The organism is Streptomyces sp. NPDC088261, from assembly GCF_044740805.1.
Taxonomy (GTDB): Bacteria; Actinomycetota; Actinomycetes; order Streptomycetales; family Streptomycetaceae; genus Streptomyces.
Map to the genome: position 1 here is coordinate 173,222 of NZ_JBIURL010000010.1, position 20,192 is coordinate 193,413.

Annotated in this window: 15 protein-coding genes; 5 read left to right on the forward strand and 10 right to left on the reverse strand. The window is 73.8% G+C overall.

Annotated features, from left to right (window positions below; translation table 11 throughout):
• Positions 1 to 31: 31 nt before the first annotated feature.
• Positions 32 to 892: a bifunctional methylenetetrahydrofolate dehydrogenase/methenyltetrahydrofolate cyclohydrolase gene (locus ACIODU_RS20885; RefSeq protein ID WP_161310570.1), complete on the reverse strand. Its 861-nt coding sequence runs from the start codon at positions 890 to 892 to the stop codon at positions 32 to 34.
• A gap of 283 nt (positions 893 to 1,175) precedes the next feature.
• Here ACIODU_RS20885 and ACIODU_RS20890 point away from each other — a divergent pair, with 283 nt between their 5' ends.
• A complete protein-coding gene (locus tag ACIODU_RS20890) occupies positions 1,176 to 1,772 on the forward strand; it encodes an RDD family protein (protein ID WP_401769372.1) in 597 nt (198 codons plus the stop codon).
• 112 nt (positions 1,773 to 1,884) lie between these two features.
• On the opposite strand, the gene purH is transcribed toward ACIODU_RS20890, so the two are convergent.
• Positions 1,885 to 3,474: a bifunctional phosphoribosylaminoimidazolecarboxamide formyltransferase/IMP cyclohydrolase gene (purH, locus tag ACIODU_RS20895; protein ID WP_401769374.1), complete on the reverse strand. Its 1,590-nt coding sequence runs from the start codon at positions 3,472 to 3,474 to the stop codon at positions 1,885 to 1,887.
• Entirely contained in the window at positions 3,471 to 4,121 is a 651-nt protein-coding gene (gene purN, locus ACIODU_RS20900; RefSeq protein ID WP_202533492.1) for a phosphoribosylglycinamide formyltransferase, read from the reverse strand. Before purN ends, purH begins: the two co-directional genes overlap by 4 nt.
• A 286-nt stretch (positions 4,122 to 4,407) precedes the next feature.
• On the opposite strand from purN, the gene ACIODU_RS20905 reads away from it, so the two are divergent.
• Positions 4,408 to 5,379 (forward strand): hypothetical protein, encoded by a 972-nt coding sequence (locus ACIODU_RS20905; protein ID WP_401769376.1) that lies wholly within the window; start codon positions 4,408 to 4,410, stop codon positions 5,377 to 5,379.
• Here ACIODU_RS20905 and ACIODU_RS20910 read toward each other — a convergent pair.
• The gene (locus ACIODU_RS20910; RefSeq protein ID WP_401769378.1) at positions 5,369 to 7,258 is read right to left on the reverse strand and encodes a DUF6350 family protein; all 1,890 of its coding nucleotides are present in this window, start codon (positions 7,256 to 7,258) and stop codon (positions 5,369 to 5,371) included. The two genes, ACIODU_RS20905 and ACIODU_RS20910, sit on opposite strands and share 11 nt — an antisense overlap.
• Positions 7,259 to 7,333: 75 nt before the next feature.
• Between ACIODU_RS20910 and ACIODU_RS20915 the strand changes: the two genes are divergently transcribed.
• Positions 7,334 to 8,206 (forward strand): RNA polymerase sigma factor, encoded by an 873-nt coding sequence (locus ACIODU_RS20915; protein WP_401769380.1) that lies wholly within the window; start codon positions 7,334 to 7,336, stop codon positions 8,204 to 8,206.
• A gap of 162 nt (positions 8,207 to 8,368) precedes the next feature.
• Here ACIODU_RS20915 and sucD read toward each other — a convergent pair whose 3' ends face one another.
• From sucD to ACIODU_RS20945, 6 genes are all read right to left on the reverse strand, one after another.
• Positions 8,369 to 9,253, reverse strand: coding sequence for a succinate--CoA ligase subunit alpha (gene sucD, locus ACIODU_RS20920; RefSeq protein WP_161310566.1), 885 nt, complete (start codon positions 9,251 to 9,253; stop codon positions 8,369 to 8,371).
• Positions 9,254 to 9,273: 20 nt separating this feature from the next.
• Complete coding sequence (gene sucC / locus ACIODU_RS20925) at positions 9,274 to 10,452, reverse strand: ADP-forming succinate--CoA ligase subunit beta (protein WP_401769382.1); 1,179 nt, start codon at positions 10,450 to 10,452, stop codon at positions 9,274 to 9,276.
• A gap of 219 nt (positions 10,453 to 10,671) precedes the next feature.
• On the reverse strand, positions 10,672 to 11,853 hold the full coding sequence (locus ACIODU_RS20930) for a VWA domain-containing protein (protein ID WP_401769384.1): 1,182 nt from the start codon (positions 11,851 to 11,853) through the stop codon (positions 10,672 to 10,674).
• Positions 11,850 to 14,318 (reverse strand): DUF5682 family protein, encoded by a 2,469-nt coding sequence (locus ACIODU_RS20935; RefSeq protein ID WP_401769386.1) that lies wholly within the window; start codon positions 14,316 to 14,318, stop codon positions 11,850 to 11,852. Before ACIODU_RS20935 ends, ACIODU_RS20930 begins: the two co-directional genes overlap by 4 nt.
• Positions 14,315 to 15,427, reverse strand: coding sequence for an AAA family ATPase (locus ACIODU_RS20940; protein WP_401769388.1), 1,113 nt, complete (start codon positions 15,425 to 15,427; stop codon positions 14,315 to 14,317). Before ACIODU_RS20940 ends, ACIODU_RS20935 begins: the two co-directional genes overlap by 4 nt.
• Before the next feature lie 108 nt (positions 15,428 to 15,535).
• Positions 15,536 to 15,970: a hypothetical protein gene (locus ACIODU_RS20945; RefSeq protein ID WP_356424042.1), complete on the reverse strand. Its 435-nt coding sequence runs from the start codon at positions 15,968 to 15,970 to the stop codon at positions 15,536 to 15,538.
• Positions 15,971 to 16,104: 134 nt separating this feature from the next.
• Here ACIODU_RS20945 and ACIODU_RS20950 point away from each other — a divergent pair, with 134 nt between their 5' ends.
• Positions 16,105 to 17,451, forward strand: a complete 1,347-nt coding sequence (locus ACIODU_RS20950; protein ID WP_401769391.1) for an SWIM zinc finger family protein — start codon at positions 16,105 to 16,107, stop codon at positions 17,449 to 17,451.
• A 692-nt stretch (positions 17,452 to 18,143) separates the two neighbouring features.
• Positions 18,144 to 19,883: a DUF5691 domain-containing protein gene (locus ACIODU_RS20955; protein ID WP_401769393.1), complete on the forward strand. Its 1,740-nt coding sequence runs from the start codon at positions 18,144 to 18,146 to the stop codon at positions 19,881 to 19,883.
• Positions 19,884 to 20,192: the final 309 nt, after the last annotated feature.

Consider the following 20,192-nt stretch of genomic DNA (forward strand, 5'->3'; position numbering starts at 1 on the left):
GGGTGCCCCTTTCCCGTTCGGACCCGGTCAGTCAGCCCGCGGCGACGGCGCGTTCGGCCGCCTCGACCACGTTGACCAGCAGCTGGGCGCGGGTCATCGGGCCGACACCGCCCGGGTTGGGCGAGATCCACCCGGCCACCTCGGCGACCCCGGGGTGCACGTCGCCCACGATCTTGCCGTGCTCGTCCCGGCTGACGCCGACGTCGAGGACCGCCGCGCCCGGCTTCACGTCCTCGGGCTTGATGATGTGCGGCACGCCCGCCGCCGCCACGATGATGTCCGCCTGCCTGAGGTGCGCCGACAGGTCGCGCGTGCCGGTGTGGCACTGGGTCACCGTCGCGTTCTCCGACTTACGGGTCAGGAGCAGCGGGATCGAACGCCCCACCGTGATCCCGCGTCCCACGACCACCACATGCGCGCCCGCGATCTCGACGCCGTGGTGGCGCAGCAGCTCGATGATGCCGTACGGGGTGCACGGCAGCGGCCCCGTCTCGTTGAGCACCAGCCGGCCAAGGCTCATCGGGTGCAGTCCGTCCGCGTCCTTGGACGGGTCGATCAGCTCCAGGACGCGGTTGGTGTCGATGCCCTTGGGCAGCGGCAGCTGCACGATGTACCCCGTGCACTCGGGGTTGGCGTTCAGCTCCGCGACGACGGCCTCGATCTCTTCCTGGGTCGCGGTGTCGGGGAGTTCGCGCTGGATCGACGCGATGCCGACCTCCGCGCAGTCGCGGTGCTTGCCGTTCACGTACCACCGGCTGCCAGGATCGTCCCCGACCAGCAGCGTCCCCAGGCCGGGCAGGACGCCCCGCGCCGTGAGGGCCGCCACGCGGGCGGTCAGGTCGGACTTGATCGCGGCTGCGGTGGCCTTGCCATCGAGAATCTGGGCGGTCATGTCCCCATCCTCGCGGATGGACCCACCCCGGTTCCAATTCGGGGCCCGGTCCAGGGCTGTGAACGCCTGCCGCGGGCCCGAGAGAGCGCGGTCCGGGTCGTCACGGATCCGCCCAGGTTGCACTTGCACAACGCATACGGATACCGACTGGACAAAAAGAGGACAGTCCTACCAGCATGATCGGCGCACCACAGCGGGCAGTGCGGGGGGCCGGACCGCTTCAGAACCACCGTTCCTCCGCGCGGATCCGCGCCGTCCCGCATCCAACGGAGGAAGTCCCCAAATGAGCTTCGGCGACCCCCAGAACCCGTACGGGCAGCAGCCCGGTCAGCCTGGCCAGCCCGGTCAGCCGCCCCAGCCGGGCTACGGCTACCCGCAGCAGGCCCCGCAGGGCGTGCCGCAGCAGGGGTACGGCTACCCCGCTCCCGGCGGCCCCGCGCCCTACGCCGCCCCGCAGGGCCCCGGCTACGGCGGCATGCCGGAACTCGCGAGCTGGGGCTCGCGTGTTCTCGGCACCCTGGTCGACGGACTCGTCCTCCTCGTGCCGTACATCCTCGTGTTCGCGGGTGCCGCCATCGGCGGCGGCTTCGGCGGCTTCCTGCGCCTGATCGGGCTCCTCGCGGTCATCGCGGTGGCCGTCTGGCAGCTGATCCAGGAGGGCAAGACCGGCCAGACCATCGGCAAGAAGGCCCTGAACATCCGTCTGCTGCGCGAGGCCGACGGCCAGCCGCTCGGCATCGGTATGGCGTTCGTCCGCCGTCTCGCCCACTTCCTCGACGGCGTCATCTGCTACATCGGCTTCCTGTGGCCGCTGTGGGACTCGAAGAACCAGACGCTCGCGGACAAGGTCTGCTCGTCGCTGGTCATCAAGTCCAACTGATCGCATGGCGGGCGAACCGGGCGCATTAGTGCCACGTCTCGTACCGACCGAAGGCCGCGCTCCCCATGACCGGGAGCGCGGCCTTCGTCGTCCACGGACCAACTGGGCGGACTCAGTGGAAGAAGTGCCGCGTCCCCGTGAAGTACATCGTCGCGCCGGCCTTCCGCGCCGCCTCGACCACCTGGTCGTCACGGACCGACCCGCCCGGCTGCACCACCGCCCTGACCCCCGCCTCCAGCAGGATCTCCAGGCCGTCGGGGAAGGGGAAGAAGGCGTCGGACGCGGCGAACGCGCCGCGCGCCCGCTCCTCCCCCGCCCGCTCCACCGCGAGCTTCGCGGAGTCGACGCGGTTGACCTGCCCCATGCCGACGCCCACCGACGCCCCGCCCTTGGCGAGCAGGATCGCGTTGGACTTGACCGCGCGGCTCGCGCGCCACGCGAACGCCAGCTCGGCCAGCTCCGCCGCGGACAGCGCCTCGCCGGTCGCCAGCGTCCAGTTCGCCGGGTCGTCGCCCGCGGCCTGGAAGCGGTCGGTGGCCTGGAGCAGCGCCCCGCCGTCGATCGCCCTGACCTCGACCCGCGCGGACGGCGCGTCCGCGCAGCGCAGCACGCGGATGTTCTTCTTGCGGGCCAGCACCTCGACCGCGCCGTCCTCGTAGTCCGGGGCGACGATCACCTCGGTGAAGATCTCCGCGACCTGCTCGGCCATCTCCACGGACACCGGACGGTTGACCGCGATCACCCCGCCGAACGCGGAGAGCGGGTCGCACGCGTGTGCCTTGCGGTGCGCCTCGGCGACGTCGTCGCCGATCGCGATCCCGCACGGGTTGGCGTGCTTGATGATCGCGACGCACGGCTCGGGGTGGTCGTACGCGGCACGGCGCGCCGCGTCCGTGTCCGTGTAGTTGTTGTACGACATCTCCTTGCCGTGCAGCTGCTCCGCCTCGGCCAGGCCGCCGCCCTCGGCACCGGTGTAGAGCGCGGCGGGCTGGTGCGGGTTCTCGCCGTAACGCAGCACGTTCTTACGGAGGTACGTCGCTCCGAGGAAGTCCGGCAGCCGGTCCGCGGCGGACCCGCTGTCCGCCTCCGCGTCGACGGCCGCGTAGTCGGCGGCGAACCAGGACGCCACGGCCACGTCGTACGCGGCGGTGTGCTGGAACGCCTCCGCCGCCAGCCGCTTACGGGTCGTCAGGTCGAACCCGCCGTCCTGTACGGCCCCGAGGACGTCCCCGTACCGCTCCGGGCTGGTGACGACCGCCACGGACGGGTGGTTCTTGGCGGCGGCGCGGACCATCGAGGGGCCGCCGATGTCGATCTGCTCCACGCACTCGTCGTCGGTCGCCCCCGAGGCGACCGTCTCGCGGAACGGGTACAGGTTGACGACGACCAGCTCGAACGGCTCGATGTCCAGCTCGGCCAGCTGCGCGCGGTGCGCGTCGAGCCGCAGGTCGGCGAGGATCCCGGCGTGCACCCGCGGGTGCAGGGTCTTGACCCGCCCGTCCAGGCACTCGGGGAAGCCCGTCAGCTCCTCGACCTTGGTGACCGGCACCCCGGCGGCGGCGATCTTCGCGGCGGTGGACCCGGTGGAGACCAGGGTGACCCCGGCCTCGTGCAGTCCACGGGCCAGCTCTTCCAGGCCCGTCTTGTCGTAGACGCTGACCAGCGCGCGGCGGATCGGCCGCTTCGTACCTTCGGCGGTCACTGGATCGTTACCTTTCGTCCCTCAATGCGGTAGCCGTGCCGGGCCAGACGCCCCACGACATCGACGAGCAGGCGTCGCTCGACTTCCTTGATGCGCTCGTGGAGCGCGACGCCGTCGTCCGAGTAGTCCTCGTCCCTGACCTCCACCACGCCCTGCGCGATGATCGGGCCCTCGTCGACGCCTTCGTCGACGAAGTGGACGGTGCAGCCGGTCACCTTCACGCCGTGCGCGAGCGCGTCGCGTACGCCGTGGGCACCGGGAAAACTGGGCAGCAGAGCCGGATGCGTGTTGACGAACCGGCCGCCGAAGCGCGCGAGGAACTCCTTCCCCACGATCTTCATGAAGCCGGCCGACACCACCAGGTCCGGCTCGTACGCCGCCGTCGCCGCGGCGAGCGCCGCGTCCCACGCCTCGCGCGTCCCGTGGTCCCGTACCCGGCAGACGAAGGTGGGCACGCCCGCGCGCTCCGCCCGTTCGAGTCCCTCGATCGAGTCACGGTCGGCGCCCACGGCCACGATCCGCGCTCCGAAACCCGTGGGGTCGGCGCCGATGGCGTCGATCAGCGCCTGGAGGTTCGTACCCGAACCCGAGACCAGGACCACGAGCCGGGCCGGCCGGCCGGTGGGGGGCAGACCGGTGGGGGGCAGGGAGGCCACGGTGGGCGCCTTTCTGGGAGCGGGCACGGCCTCGCCGAGCGTGCGGGGCCGGTGTGGTCGGCGGTGTTGTGCGGTCGTACGAACGCGTCACGATCCCCGATACGGGGAACTCTACGAAGGAGCCGACCGTCAGCAACGATACCGGCACACCGAGCGGCCCCCACGGGACGGGGGCGTGGCCGGGAGGTAGCGTCTGGGGACAGGGTTCCGTCTCCGGGACGGCCCAATACGACACAAGACCCCCGCGCGCTGGGTCTGAGGGGAAGACGTTCACCAGATGCAGGACCGACGCCGCCGCACGGCACTCCACCTCCCGCCGCCCTCCGGGCCGGTGCTGCTGCCGCGGGAACGCCAGTCCTCCTCCGCGGGGGCCTCGGGGGCTCCGGGCGGTTCCGAGGGGTCGGACGGGCCTTCCGGCGCCTCGGGTTCGGCGGGGGCTTCGGGGTCGGGTTCGGCGGGGTCGTCAGGGTCCGTGGGGTCTGGCGGCTCCGGCGGCTCCGGCGACGACAATCCGTTCGCGCCGCCGCCCGCCGACCGGCCCGACCAGCCGTGGCAGCCCCGCCTGCCCGAGAACGGCGGGTCCGACGCCGACCGGGGCGACCGCGGCGGCTGGGGCAGCCAGTGGAGCAGCCGCCAGCCCGGCCGCTCCTCGGGCGGCTTCGGGAGCCGCCCCGGGAATCAGGGCAGCGGGCAGAACGACCGGAACGGCCCCGGGAACGGCCGGCAGGACGGCTCCGAGGGAGGCCGCGGCGGCCTGCGCTGGGACCCGACCGACCCCTTCCAGCGGCGCGCCCGCTACGCGCTGCTCGCCGGGATGTGGGCCTTCTTCTTCTCGCTCTTCGACCTCACGGAGATCGCCCTGCTGCTCGGTGCGCTGGGCGTCTACTGGGGCATCAGTTCCCTGCGCAACACCTCGCGGGCGCCCGCGGCCGACGGCTCCGCCGCCTCGGGCCCCGGAGCGGCCCTCCGTACGGACGCGGCCCCGGCGCGTTCCGCTCCCGAGGCGCCGGCCCCCGCGACCGGCGCGGCGGCGAACCCGAACCAGAACCGCCAGCAGAAGACGGCCGCGGTGAGCGGCCTGGTGACGGCCGGCCTGGCGCTGGCGATCGTGGCGGTGACGTTCTCCGTACAGCTCGTGTACCGCGACTACTTCACCTGCGTCAATGACTCGTTGACGCAGGAGGCCAAGCTGTCCTGCAACACTCACCTCCCGGATTCACTGCGGCCGATGTACGGCGTCAAGGAGTGACGCGGGGCTCGCCCGGCTGACCGGGACCGGGGTCCGCGTCCGCGTCCGGTTCCGCGTCCTCCTCTTCCGCGTCCTCCTCGGACTCCTCGGAGCCGTCCTCCTCGCCGGAGGGCGGCTCCGACGCCGTCGCGGGCTCGGGCTCCGGGGGCGGTGGCGGCGGTACGGCCGGGAACAGCGGTACGGCCGGGAAGTCGGCCATCAGGCCGCCCGACGCGTCCTTGATCGCGGCCCACCGCGCCTCCCGCGTCCCCCGGTCGTGCCAGGCGTCGGCCGGCAGGACGTCGTACGACTCCAGGTCAGGGACCGGGTCGGCGGGGGTGACGGCCCCCGTCCCACCGGCCGTCCCGTCCTCCTTCGCCCGGTCCTTCCCGGCCGACTTCCCCTGGTCCGAAGCGCCCCCGGCCGGCGCGACCTCCGCGGAAGTGGCCTCCGCCGACGCAGCGAGCGGTGCGCTCTTACGCTTACGGCGCCACGGCGCCCACCCCACACGCCCGGATTCCGCGCTTCCGGACTCCGCGCCGCCGACCCCCGCGACCGGCGCGGCGGAGGCCTCCGCCCCCAGATCAGCCTCCCGTCCCACCTTCACCCGCCGCTCCCGCAGCCGCCACGCCCTGATCACCACCGCCACCGGCACCCCCACCCCCACCAGCCACCCCAGCGCCGCCAGCCCCGTCAGCCACCCCACCGGCCCGAACACGGCCAGGTCCGCGGTGCCCAACGGCCCGCCCGCCGCCGTCGCCAGAACCCCCGTCAGCAACGCCCCGAACGCGCCCCCGAGCGCGGCCGTCAGCACCGTCGCGCGCAGGCTCCACGCCTCCTCCCGCACGGAGAAGGGTGGCGCCGCCACTCGTACCGTGAACCACCCCACCACCACGCCCGCCACCACCGGCACCCCCGCCACCGCCCAGTGCAGCGGCGTCCCGTGCCCCTGCGGGACGGCGGCGAGCAGCGGGAACGACGGCAGCGCGGGAGTGCCCGTGACCCCCAGCGGGGTGACCGTGGCCGCCGTACCGAGCGCGAAACCGGGCCCCAGGCCGTAGGCGGCGGCCCAGGCGGCGGCGTTCGGCACCAGCGACAGCCCCAGCAGGAGGACGGCGAACCGCCCCGACCAGTCCCCCGCGAGCAGGCCGAACGACACCCGCGCCGCGCCCCCGTGCCACACCAGCGACGCCCCGACGAGCAGCGCCCCGCCACCCAGCAGCGCCAGGACCGAGGCGGCGGCGGCCCGCGTCGCGACGGCGGTCCTGCGGCGGGCGGGCGGTGCCCAGACGGTACGGACGAGACGTTCCCGCAGCCCCGCGGGCAGCCACAGGGGCAGCGGGCCGACCGGCCGGCCGCTGCCCGACCAGGCGCCGACGGCCGAGGAGACCACGGTCACCAGGGGCAGCAGGAGCGCCGCGCGCAGCGGGTGCGCGGTGAGCGGGCCGCCCGACACGTAGACCACGACGGCGCCGCCGACCAGCAGATATCCGCCGGAGATGGTGGCCACGGCGCCGAGCGCGGTGAGCTGCGGCCTGCCCTCCTCCGGTTCGAGGGCGTCCCTGGCCGCGCGGTGGGTGAGCCACACCGGCAGGACCACCAGCAGCAGGGGGACAACGCCGAGCGGGGCGGGGGCTCCTGACATGGTGTCGGGCCGTACCAGCTCGACGCCGTGCGCGAGCAGCCAGATGGCGGCGGCGACGTGCAGGGCGCCGCGGGCGCCGCTGTCGGGGTAGGGCGAGGTGATCCACATCGCCATGACCAGCACGGCGAGCGCCCCGAGGCCGAGGCCCGCGGCGATGGCTCCGCGGAGGAAGGACGCGGTCAGCGCGGCGGCCCGGCCCCGTTCGGCCGCCGAGGCCGAGGACAACGTCGTGCTGCGATCGGTCACTTGGGTCACGGCGCCATGCTGCCAACGACACGCGCTTTATCCGGGTAACAAGCTAATGACCGTGGTGTCGCCCAATATATGTTTATGTACTTTTTCACCCGTTCCCCAGAGGACCACGACGCAGGTACGGAGGCGGCGGGGGCGGACCCGTTCACGCCCGCGCAGGCCTTCGACGCGCTCTACACCCACCACGCGCCCTCCCTCGTACGACAGGCGTATCTCCTGACCGGGCGGCCCGGCCTGTCCACGGAGTCCGTCGAACGCGCCTTCCATCAGGCGTGGGGGCGCTGGCCCGAGGTCGCGGTGGACCGGGACCCGGCGGGGTGGGTACGGGCCGCCGCGTACGAGTACGCCCTGTCGCCCTGGCACCGCTTCCGCCGCGCCCACCGGCGCGTCGATCTGATCACCGGTCAGCACGACGGGCGGGACGGGCGGGCGCTGCGCGAGGCGCTGCTGGAGCTGCCGCCGCAGTACCGGCGTGTCCTGATGCTGTACGACGGGCTGGGCCTGGACCTGCCGGAGACGGCGGCGGAGACGGAGGCGAGCACGCTGGGGACGGCGCGGCGGCTGCTGCACGCACGCGAGGCGGTGGCCGACCGGCTGCCCGAACTGGCGGACCCGGAGGCGCTGCACCGGCGACTGGCGGCGCTCACGACGGCCGTGACCCCGCCGGCCGTCCCTCCGGCGGCGGCGGTGCGGAGGAGTGCCGAGCGCCGCGCCCGGTTGTGGACGCGGTCGGCGATCGCCTTCACGGCGTTGATCGTGGGGGCGACCGGCTTCACGCTCGCCACCGCGCCGACGCGGTACTGGGAGCCGCTGGCGGCCCCGCGGCCGGTCGGCGGGGTGCCGGTCACGAACGGTCCCGAGGCGTGGAGCGAACGGGACCTGGCCCTGCGGGACCAATTGCGGGACACGCCGTTCAGCGGTCCGGAGCGGCTGGTACCGCTGGCCCTCTGACACCCGGCGGAGGGGGGCGGGCCCGCGTGCCCCGGTCGCCGGACGGGCTTTCCCGCCCGTCCGGCGACCTGAGAAGCGTCGAGCTGTGTCGGCCCGTGCGGCTGCCCGTGCCGTCAGCCCGTGTGAGCCTGTGTCAGCCCGCGAGGATCGCGTCAGCCTGTGTCAGCCCGCGAGGATCGCGCGAGCCAGCTGCGCGGTCTCGGTCGGCGTCTTGCCGACCTTCACGCCTGCGGCCTCCAGGGCTTCCTTCTTCGCCTGGGCCGTACCGGAGGAGCCGGAGACGATGGCGCCGGCGTGGCCCATGGTCTTGCCCTCGGGCGCGGTGAAGCCCGCGACGTAGCCGACGACCGGCTTCGTGACGTTCTTCGCGATGAAGTCGGCCGCGCGCTCCTCGGCGTCGCCGCCGATCTCGCCGATCATCACGATCAGATCGGTGTCGGCGTCGGCCTCGAACGCGGCGAGCGCGTCGATGTGCGTCGTACCGATGACCGGGTCGCCACCGATGCCGACGGCGGACGAGAAGCCGAGGTCACGCAGCTCGTACATCATCTGGTAGGTCAGCGTGCCGGACTTGGACACGAGACCGATACGGCCGGGCTTGGTGATGTCGCCCGGGATGATGCCCGCGTTGGACTGGCCGGGGGTGATCAGGCCGGGGCAGTTCGGGCCGATGATCCGGGTCTTGTTGCCCTTCACGCCCGCGTACGCCCAGAACGCCGCGGAGTCGTGCACCGCGATGCCCTCGGTGATCACGACAGCCAGCGGGATCTCGGCGTCGATCGCCTCGACCACGGCGGCCTTGGCGAAGGCCGGCGGGACGAAGACGACGGAGACGTCGGCGCCGGTCTTCTCGATGGCCTCGGCCACGGACCCGAACACGGGTACGTCGGTGCCGTCGAAGTCGACGGACGTGCCGGCCTTACGGGGGTTGACGCCGCCGACGATGTTCGTGCCGTCGGCGAGCATGAGCCTGGTGTGCTTCATGCCCGTGGCGCCGGTCATCCCCTGGACGATGACCTTGCTGTCCTTGGTGAGGAAGATAGCCATGGTTGTGGTTTCCCTCGTCCTTACTTCGCTGCTGCGGCGAGCTCGGCGGCCTTGTCGGCCGCGCCGTCCATGGTGTCCACGCGCCGCACGAGCGGGTGGTTGGCGTCGGACAGGATCTTGCGACCCAGCTCCGCGTTGTTGCCGTCGAGACGCACGACGAGCGGCTTCTCGACGTTCTCGCCCTTGGACTTCAGCAGCTCCAGGGCCTGCACGATGCCGTTGGCGACCTCGTCGCAGGCGGTGATGCCACCGAAGACGTTGACGAACACGGACTTGACGTCCGGGTCGCCGAGGATGATCTCCAGGCCGTTCGCCATCACCTCGGCGGACGCGCCGCCGCCGATGTCGAGGAAGTTGGCCGGCTTCACGCCGCCGTGGGCCTCACCGGCGTACGCGACGACGTCGAGGGTCGACATGACCAGACCCGCGCCGTTGCCGATGATGCCGACCTGGCCGTCGAGCTTGACGTAGTTGAGGTTCTTGGCCTTGGCGGCGGCCTCCAGCGGGTTCGCCGCGGCCTTGTCCTCCAGCGCCTCGTGGCCGGGCTGCCGGAAGTCGGCGTTCTCGTCCAGCGAGACCTTGCCGTCCAGCGCGATGATCCTGCCGTCGCCCGACTTGATCAGCGGGTTGACCTCGACCAGGAGGGCGTCCTCCTCGATGAAGACGGTCCACAGCTTCTGGAGGACGTCCGCGACCTGGCCGGCGATGTCGGCCGGGAACTTCGCGGCGGCGACGATCTCCGCGGCCTTCTCCGGGGTGCAGCCCTCGTAGGCGTCGACCGGGATCTTGGCGAGCGCGTCGGGGTTCTCCTCGGCGACGACCTCGATCTCGACACCACCCTCGACGGAGGCCATGGCGAGGAAGGTGCGGTTGGTGCGGTCGAGCAGGAAGGAGACGTAGTACTCCTCCGCGATGTCCGCGGTCTCGGCCAGCATCACCTTGTGGACCGTGTGGCCCTTGATGTCCATGCCCAGGATCTGGCCGGCCTTCTCGACGGCCTCGTCCGGGTCCGCGGCGAGCTTCACGCCGCCCGCCTTACCGCGTCCACCGACCTTGACCTGCGCCTTGACGACAGCCTTGCCGCCGAGACGCTCGGTCACCTCGCGGGCCGCCTCAGGCGTCTCGATGACTTCACCGGCCAGCACCGGTACACCGTGCTTGGCGAAGAGGTCCCTCGCCTGATACTCGAACAGGTCCACGCGTGTCCGTCCCTTTGTGTTCTGAAATCCGCAGCCTGGTGATCGCGGGTTCGTTGTCGGCGTGGGCGTGCCGCGAAGGGCAACGTGACTGCACCGTCACTGAGGGAGGCGTACACGCTGTCCGGTACGCGGCATGTCCGTCTCGCAGGTTATCCCCGTGGGCGGTAGGTCCCTAAATCGCGGATCGCACCTGAGCGGTGATACCTGTCACAGAGCCTCCTAGGGGGTGTCGGGGACGGGCAGCGGGCGCTTTTCCAGAGCCGCCGCCATCACCTCGGGGAACAGGTCGGGGGTGCAGGCGAAGGCGGGCGCGCCGAGCGCGGCGAGGGCCGCCGCGTGCTCCCGGTCGTAGGCGGGGGCGCCTTCGTCGGACAGCGCGAGCAGCGCGACGAACTCCACCCCCGACGCCTTCATCGCGGCGACCCGCTTGAGCATCTCGTCGCGTATCCCGCCCTCGTAGAGGTCGCTGATCAGGACGACCACCGTGTCGGCGGGGCGGGTGATGCGGGCCTGGCAGTGGGCGAGGGCGCGGTTGATGTCCGTCCCGCCGCCGAGCTGGGTGCCGAAGAGGACGTCGACCGGGTCGTCCAGCTGGTCGGTGAGGTCCACGACGGCGGTGTCGAAGACGACGAGCCGGGTGTCGAGCGTGCGCATCGAGGCCAGGACCGCGCCGAACACCGACGCGTACACGACGGACGCCGCCATCGAGCCCGACTGGTCGATGCAGAGGACGACCTCCTTCTTCACCGCCTGCGAGGCGCGGCCGTACCCGATGAGGCGCTCGGGGACGATCGTGCCGTGCTCGGGCAGGTAGTTCTTGAGGTTGGCCCGGATGGTGCGGTCCCAGTCGATGTCCCGGTGGCGCGGCCGGTTGATTCGCGCGGACCGGTCGAGCGCGCCGGTCAGGGTGGCGCGGGTGCGGGTCGCGAGCCGCTTCTCTATGTCCTCGACCACTTTGCGGACGACCGCGCGTGCCGTTTCCTTCGTCGTCTCGGGCATCGCCTTGTTCAGCGACAGGAGCGTGCCGACGAGGTGCACGTCGGCCTCGACCGCCTCCAGCATCTCCGGCTCCAGGAGGAGCGCCGAGAGTCCGAGCCGGTCGATGGCGTCGCGCTGCATGACCTGGACGACGGAGCTGGGGAAGTACGTACGGATGTCGCCGAGCCAGCGGGCCACGGAGGGCGCGGAGGCCCCGAGCCCGGCGGACCGGCAGCTGCTCGCGGTGCCCCCTGTGCCGCCGGCCTTGCGGGAGCCGTAGAGGGCGGAGAGCGCGCCGTCCATCGCCGCGTCCGTGCCGGTGAGGGCGCAGCCGGTGCCGTCGCTCGCGCCGTCCCCGCCGAGCACCAGGCGCCAGCGGCGCAGCCGCTCGTCGACGGCGGATCCGGTTCGGTCCGTGGTCATCGCTTCCCTTCCGTCGTCGCGTGGGCCTGTTCCGGTACGTGGGCGGGTGCCCGTACGTGGCTCTCTTCTCGTACGCCGGTCTGTTCGCGTACGTCGGCCCGATCACGTACGTCGATCTGATCACGTACGTCGGCCTGTCCGGCGCCCGTCCCCAGCAGGAGGCGCAGCACCGGGAGGACGGCGTCCGCGCGTGCCGCGTCGAGCGTGGCGGCGAAGCCGGGGGCGGCCGCTTCGTACGGGGCGGCCGTCCCGGCCTCCGGGGCGGTGGCGGGGCCGCGCCGGACCAGCTCGCCCAGCGTGCGCCTGACGCCCGGTTCGTACGCCGAGAACGTGCGGCGCAGCAGCGGCAGCACGTCCGTGAACGCCTCGGCGGGGACGCCGGTCAGCCACGCGTCGACCAGGCCCAGCAGGCGGGCGTCGTGGACGAGGAGCATGCCGCCGCCGGGCGCGCCGCCGACGAAGCCCTCGATCCAGGCCGCCGCGTCGCCCGGCGGGGTGCCGGGGGACAGCGCGAGCCCCATGAAGCGGGCCGCGTCGTCCTCGGGGAGCCGGCCGTCGTCCAGGAGCAGGCGGGCGGCCCGCCCCCGGAGGACGCCGGGGACCGTGTCCCGCGCGGCGAGCTTGAGCAGGACGGCTCCCCAGCGCGCGGCCAGATCGCGGTCCCGGACGGCGGGCAGCAGGCCGATGGCCGTGTGGACGCCGTCCAGGTGTGTCCGCATCTGGGCCGCCCCGTCCGCGTCGAGCCCGGCGCACGCGGGCGGCAGGCCCACGCAGACGCGTTCGGCGAGCCCGGCCGCGACCTCGCCGAGCGCGGCGGTGTCCGTGGACCGTACGTCTCCGTACCGCAGCGAGCGGGCCAGGGCGGGCAGCGCCTGGGCGAGGTGGCCGACGTCCGCGTCGAGGGCGGCGCGGTCGGCGAGGGCGCGCATCACGACGGGCAGCGCGTCCGGCAGTTCGGCCAGCAGGCACTCCTCGGCCAGCGCGGTGACCTCGGCGAGCGCGGTCGCCGACATCGCCCGGGACTCGGCCCGGGCGGTGGCGGCCGCGAGCACGGTCGTGCCCCAGACGCCGGCCTCCGCGACCTTCACGTACAGCTCGGGCTCCCAGCACAGCCGCCAGCTCTCCCGGAACGTGCCGGTGCTCCCCCGGCCCGCGCCGGGGACGCCCCAGCCGACGCCGAGGAGCCGCAGCCGGTGCAGGAGCCTGCTCTTCGCCGCGTCGGTGTCCTTGCGGAGGTCGAGGTCCAGCTCGCGTTCGTGCGCCTCCGGCTTGAGGCGCAGGGTGCGCTGGATCCTGGCGAGGTCGCGCTGGAGCGGCACGGCGGGCGCCGCGTCGGGCACCTCGCCGAGGACGTCGCCGACGACCAGGCGGTCGTGGACGAGCGAGAGCGGCACGTCCGACCCGTCGCACATGACGGCCCGGATCGCGTCCGTGGTCTCCGTGAGCCCGGCGAGCGGGCGGCCGCGCATCACGGCGAGGGTCTCGGCGAGCCGGACCGCCTCGATGACATGGGCGGAGGACACCATCCGGTCCTCGTCGCGCAGCAGACCGGCGACCTTGGTCAGCCACCGCTCCACGGGCCGGTCGGGCGCGGCGAAGAGATGGCCGTACCAGCCCGGGGAGTCGATCCCGGCGCCGTAGCCGCTGTGCCGGGCGAGCCTGCGGTGGGTCCAGGGCACCCACGTCATCTCCGCCCTGACCTTGGGCAGTCCCTTGAGCAGCGCGCGGTCGGCGGTGGCGGTGTGCGTCCCGGTGAGGGCGGGGACGTGCCAGGCGCCGCAGACGACGGCGACCCGGTCGTCCCCGAACTCCTTGCGCGCGGCGCGCAGCCGGATCCGCATGTGGGCCTCGCGGACGAGGTCACGGCGGTCCCCTCCGGAGCCGTACTCCTCGCGCAGGGCACCCATGGCCTCGGCGACCGCGTCGAACGGCGCGAACGGGTCGCCCGTACGGCCGGGGCCCTGGTGCTCGACCACGTCCTCCCACCACCGCTCGGGGTCGTCGTACCCGGCGGCCTCGGCGAGCACGGCGAGCGGATCGATCCGGAGCCCGCCGGTGTCGCCGCTCGTGTCTCCTTCTCCCTCTCCGTCTCCTTCTTCGCCGCCTTCCTTCGCCTCCCCGTCTCCGTCCTCGGAGGGGAGTGCGAGGGAGTGGGCGGCGGGCAGGTCGATGAACCGGACCGGTACGTCATGGGCCGACGCCCACCGGAGCGCGACCCATTCGGGCGAGAACTCGGCCATCGGCCAGAAGGCCGCGCGCCCCGGATCGTCCACGGCGTGCGCCAGGAGCGCGACCGGCGGGCGCATCGCCTCGTCGGCGGCGAGCGCCACCAACGCGTCCCCCTCGGGAGGCCCTTCGACCAGGACCACCCCCGGCGCCGCCGCGTCCAGCGCCCGCAGCACGGCCCGCGCCGACCCGGGGCCGTGGTGCCTGACCCCCAGCAGCAGCGGCCCCCGGGGCGTCACGCGCTCACCTCGCGGCACGCGCGGTAGAAGTCCTTCCAGCCGTCGCGCTCCCGCACCACCGTCTCGACGTACTCCTGCCAGATCACCCGGTCCGCCGCCGGGTCGCGGACGACCGCGCCCAGGATGCCGGCCGCCACGTCGCCGGGGCGCAGGACGCCGTCGCCGAAGTGCGCCGCGAGCGCGAGGCCGTTGGTGACGACCGAGATCGCCTCCGCCGTGGAGAGCGTCCCGGACGGGGACTTGAGTTTGGTGCGTCCGTCGGACGTGACGCCGTCGCGCAGTTCACGGAAGACCGTGACGACCCGGCGGATCTCGTCGATGCCCTCGGGGACGGACGGCAGGTCGAGCGAGCGCCCCAGCTGGCCGACGCGCCGGGAGACGATGTCGACCTCGGCGTCCTGGGTGGCCGGCAGCGGCAGGACCACGGTGTTGAACCGCCTGCGCAGAGCGCTCGACAGGTCGTTGACGCCCCGGTCGCGGTCGTTGGCCGTCGCGATCAGGTTGAAGCCGCGGACCGCCTGCACCTCCTGCCCCAGCTCGGGGACCGGCAGTGTCTTCTCGGACAGGATCGTGATGAGCGAGTCCTGTACGTCGGCGGGGATACGGGTCAGCTCCTCGACGCGCGCGGTCATGCCCTCGGACATGGCCCGCATCACCGGGCTCGGGACGAGCGCGTCACGGCTGGGGCCGTGGGCGAGCAGCTGTGCGTAGTTCCACCCGTACCGGATGGCTTCCTCGGGCGTGCCCGCCGTGCCCTGCACGAGCAGGGTCGAGTCGCCGCTGACGGCCGCGGCCAAGTGCTCGGACACCCACGTCTTCGCCGTGCCCGGCACGCCCAGCAGCAGGAGCGCCCGGTCGGTGGCGAGCGTGGTGACCGCGACCTCCACGAGGCGCCGCGGGCCCACGTACTTGGGCGTGATCACCGTTCCGTCGGGGAGCGTGCCGCCGAGGAGATACAGGGCCACGGCCCACGGCGACAGTCGCCAACGGGCGGGCCGCGGCCGGTCGTCGGCCGCGGCCAGCGCCCTGAGCTCGCCGGCGAACGCGTGCTCGGCGTGCGGTCGCAGGACCTCGCCGCCGGTGGTGTCCGTGGTCTCGGGCACGGTCATGGATCCCCCTCCAGATCGATGGACCGGGTGTGGGTTCCACCGTGCACCACGCCACTGACAATCGGTGGTCGTCGCTGGTCAGAGGGGTAGCGACCGCCTACCGCACGGTCACTGCACGATCGGCGAGATCGCGATGCAGCCGCCCGCCGCGACGGGGCCCGCACCCTCGGCCTCCTTGATGACCTTGCCCTTGTAGGTGATCGTGCACTTCACCTCGGCGCCGGACGCGTCCAGCGCGCTCGGGATGACGCCGGGCGGCGTGATGCCCCTGAGCGTGACCGTCTTCTTCCACGGCAGGGTGGGCTTCTCGACCGTCTCGATCTTGGGGTCGGTCGCCTTGCCGCCGCTGGCGTGGTAGTCGATCGAGTCGACGTTCGTGCCGGTCACTTCGTACGTGACCTCGTACTCCTCGTTGACGGCCTTGTCGACCTCGTCGGTGACGGCCTTGTCCACCCGGTCCGCGGCCTCGGAACAGGCGCCGAGACCGAACGCGAGGCCGGTGACCGCGGCGGTGGTGACAACGGCTCTGACGGTGCGGTTCATGAAGGGTCCCCCTGGTGGGCATGGGTCGTGCGGAGTACCCACGATAGCAAAGAGAAAGCAAAGCGCGGTGGGTTCCCGGCTGGCGAATCCGCAGGTCAGACGGATTGTCAGTGGGGGGTTCTACCGTCGTACACATGAATAAAGCGGGGGTGCGCTGGACGACGGAACAGGTGCTGGCTCTGGCTCCTGACGACTCATCACGCAAGGCGGGCAACAAGCTGGGCACGGCCGGGCCGTGGTCGGCGGCGGGGAGCAGCGCCGCGGGGGCGGTGTGGGGCCTGTGCAAGGGCAGCGGGAGCAAGCCGTACCGGACGGTGGTGGACACCACGGGTCCCGCGTACAAGTGCACCTGCCCGAGCCGGAAGTTCCCCTGCAAGCACGCGCTCGGGCTGCTGCTGCTCCGGGCGGCGGACGAGACGGCCGTGGGGGAGGCCGAGGCGCCGGACTGGGCGCGGGAGTGGCTCGACGCGCGGGGGAAGCGGAGCGGCGGCGAGGGGGGCCCTGCCGGGGGCGGGGCGGGGCGGGCCGCCGATCCGGAGGCGGCGCGGCGCAGGGCGGAGCGCCGGGCGGGGCGGATCACGGCGGGGGCGGTGGAGTTGGAGCGGCGGCTGGCGGATCTGCTGCGGGGCGGTCTCGCCCCGGCGGAGCAGGCGGGGTACGGACTGTGGGAGGAGACGGCGGCCCGGATGGTCGACGCGCAGGCGCCCGGTCTGGCGGGCCGGGTGCGGGAGTTGGGCGCGATCCCGGGCTCGGGTCCGGGCTGGCCGGCGCGGCTGCTGGAGGAGTCGTCGCTGCTGCACCTGCTGAACGCGGGCTGGCTGGGGCTCGACCGGGTGCCGGAGCCGCTGGCGACGACGGTCCGCACCCGGATCGGTCTGCCGTCGCCGTCGTCCGGCGCGGCGGTGCGGGACCACTGGCTGGTCCTGGCGCAGTACGACACCTCGGACGGCAAGGTCGTCACCCGCCGGGTCTGGCTCCACGGGCGGGGGTCGGGCCGCTGGGCGCTGGTCCTGTCCTTCGGGGCGGCGGGCAGGTCCCCGCAGCTGTCCCTGCCGGTGGGCGCGATGCTCGACGCGGAGGTCACGCCGCACGGGGGCGCGGGGCAGTTGCGCGCCGACTGGCGCGAGCAGTTCGGCGCGCCGTCGCCGGTGGACGGGCCGCCGCCCGGCGGGTCCACGTCGGACGCGCTGGCGGCGTACGGCTCCGCGCTGCGGGACGATCCCTGGCTGGACTCCTGGCCGGTGACGCTGACCGACATCATACCGGTGCCGGACCCGGGCGGCGGCTGGCAGGTGGCCGACGCGAACGGCGAAGGGGCGCTGCCCCTGGCGGCGCCGGTCCTCTCCCGGCCGGCCCTGTGGAAGCTGGCCGCGGTCTCCGGGGGCGGCCCTGTCACGGTCTTCGGCGAGTGCGGGCACCGGGGATTCCACCCCTTGGCGGCGTGGTCGCCGGAGGCGACGGGGACGGTGACGCTGACGTGAGCGGCGCGGGACGGGACCGCCGGGCAGGGCGGGGCGCGGGTACGTGTGGCCGCGCGGGGGAACGTGAATGCGTCCGGCAGCGCTGCCCGCGTCGGACACCTGAGCGCACAGCGCCACGGCGCGGCGTGGTCGCCGGAGGCGACGGGGACGGTGACGCTGACGTGAGCGGCGCGGGACGGAGCCGCCGGGCAGGGCGGGGCGGCGGTATGTGTGGCCGCGCGGGGGAACGTGACGGCGTCCGGCAGCGCTGCCCGCGTCGGACACCTGAACGCACAGCGCCACGGCGCTGACGGCGGCCGCCGTGGACGTCCTCGCCGTCGCCCCCGCGTCCGGCTCCGCCGCGGCATCCCGTCGGCCGCGCGGGAGGCCGTGGCGGGGCTGTGGAGCCACCCGTACCGCCGGAAACCGTGGCGCAGTGTGCCGGGCCGCCGGGCCGCCGGTCCTTCCGTCCCTCGGCAGAGCATGGCGTGGGACGCGACCCCGGTGGCGCCGGCGGACCGGCACGTACTGCGGCGCGAGGACTCCTCGCGTCCCGCACCACCATGCGCTGCCGTACGGGCGCCCCGCCCCGCCCCCGCTCCGCGGCTCCCGCCGTACCTCGCCCGGCCGATCCCGGCCCACCCGCTCAGACCGCCCCATCCGCCACCGTCCCTTCTTGCCAAGCCCGTTCGGAGGACCCGATGGAGGACCCGATGACCGACACCGCAGCAACCTCGGACCGTACGTACAGCGCGACCTCGGGCCGTGCGGAGGAGACCGCTCCCCGTGGGGCGGCTTCGGGCGGCCCGGAGGCGCAGGGCGCGCCGTGGGAGGAGCTTGTCGTGTCGGCGCTGCTCGGTACGGACCGCCGCACCCCGCCCGCCGGGGTCCTGGCCCCCGGCAAGGACGCGTCCACCGCGCTGCTGGACGCCGCCGCCTTCCACACCGTCCGCCGTCGGGCGGGGCTGCTTCCCGCGCGGGCGGCGGCGCGTCCCGAGCCGGCGCCCCGTGACACCCGCAGGCCGTTGCCGGAGCCGGCGCGGCAGCGGCTGGTCCAGCTGCTCGCCGACCGGGCGGCGCCCGCCGGCGCGGGAGGCCGGCGCGGTACGGCACCGGACCTCACCGAGCTGCTGCCGCAATGGCTGGCCACGGCGGGCACGTACGACTACCGGGCGCCCGCCTCCGTACTGCCCGCGCTGCTCGACGCGGCAAGGGCCCGTACCGATCTGCGGCCCGGCGCCCTGAAGTTCGCCGGGCCGCGCGGGCTCTGGCTGGCGCGGCTCAATCCGGACTGGAAGTTCGCCCTGCGGGGCGCGCCCGGCGGCTCGGCGCTGCCGGACGTGCACGACGCGGACGCCGTCCGGGCGCTCTGGCAGGAGGGCCTGTTCGTGGAGCGCGTCACCCTTCTCGGAGCCGTACGGGCGGCGGGGCCCGACGCGGCGCTGGAGTTGCTTGCCTCGACGTGGTCGACGGAACGGGCCGAGGACCGGCTGATGTTCCTCGACTCGCTGCGTACGGGGTTGTCGGGGGTGGACGAGCCGTTCCTGGAGCAGGCGCTCTCGGACCGCAGCCGCAACGTCCGCGCCACCGCCGCCGAACTGCTGTCCGCCCTGCCGCACTCCGCGCTCGCCGGCCGGATGGCGGCGCGGGCGGCGACCTGCGTGAGCCTGGACCGTACGGGGGACGGGCCGACGATCGCCGTCGAGGCGCCGCACGAATGCGACGCGGACATGCAGCGGGACGGCGTGGTGGCCGTGCCCCCGGCCGGCCGGGGTGAACGGTCCTGGTGGCTGGGCCAGTTGGTGGAGGCGGCCCCGCTCGCCGTCTGGCCGGAGCGGCTGGGGGGCCGGCCGCCGGAGGAGATCGTCACGCTCGCCGTGCAGGACGGCTGGCGGGACGAACTGCACGCGGCCTGGTGCCGGGCCGCCGTCCGCCAGCGGGACGCCCACTGGTCCCGGGTGCTCCTCGGCCCGCCGTCCGCCCCGCCGGCGACCGGTCCCGGTACGTCGTCCTTCGCGGAGCGCGCCAAGCTGCTGGCCGCGCTGGAGCCCGGGGAGCGGGCGGAGTGGGTCGCGGCGTTCATCGCCGCGCACGGTCTGTCGGAGGCGTTCCAGCTGTTGGGCGTCTGCGCGGTGCCCTGGGCGGATCCGCTCGGCCGCGCGGTGGTCGACGCGCTGGACATAGCCCGGGAGGCGGGAAGCTACCCGTGGAGTTTCAGCGGGGTCATGGGCCTGGCCGAGCGCTGCCTGGACCCGGCCGAGGCAAGCCGCCTGGAACTGCTCACGGCCACCCCGGACGAAACGGAGTCCGCGTCTCCGGGTGCCGGGGGCTACTGGTCCGAGGCGTTCCAACGCCTGGTCTCGACGCTGCGCCTACGCGCCACGATACAAACGGAGCTGGCGCCCACCCAGCCCACACCCCCAGATACCGCGACGACCGGCCCGGCGACCTGACGCCGAGCCCCCAACGCCCCCGGCACCCCCCTCACGGTTCACGGAACCAGCCGCGACCACCACCCCCCCCTCCACACCGGACCACCGTCCCCGGGACGGCGTGCGGCCTCCGGCCATTCGTCCGCCCGGCGGTTGGGCCTTGATGGCCGGTCGTACGGGCGCGGCCGTGGGGGCGGTTGTACCGACCCGGTGGCCTGCTGGCCCTGTGGCCCGGCGGCGAGCAACCCGCAGGCCAGTCGGCCCTTGCGTAGACGCGGGGTTGTACTGGCCCGGAGGCCCCGTGGCGAACGGCCGCAGGCCAGTTGGCCG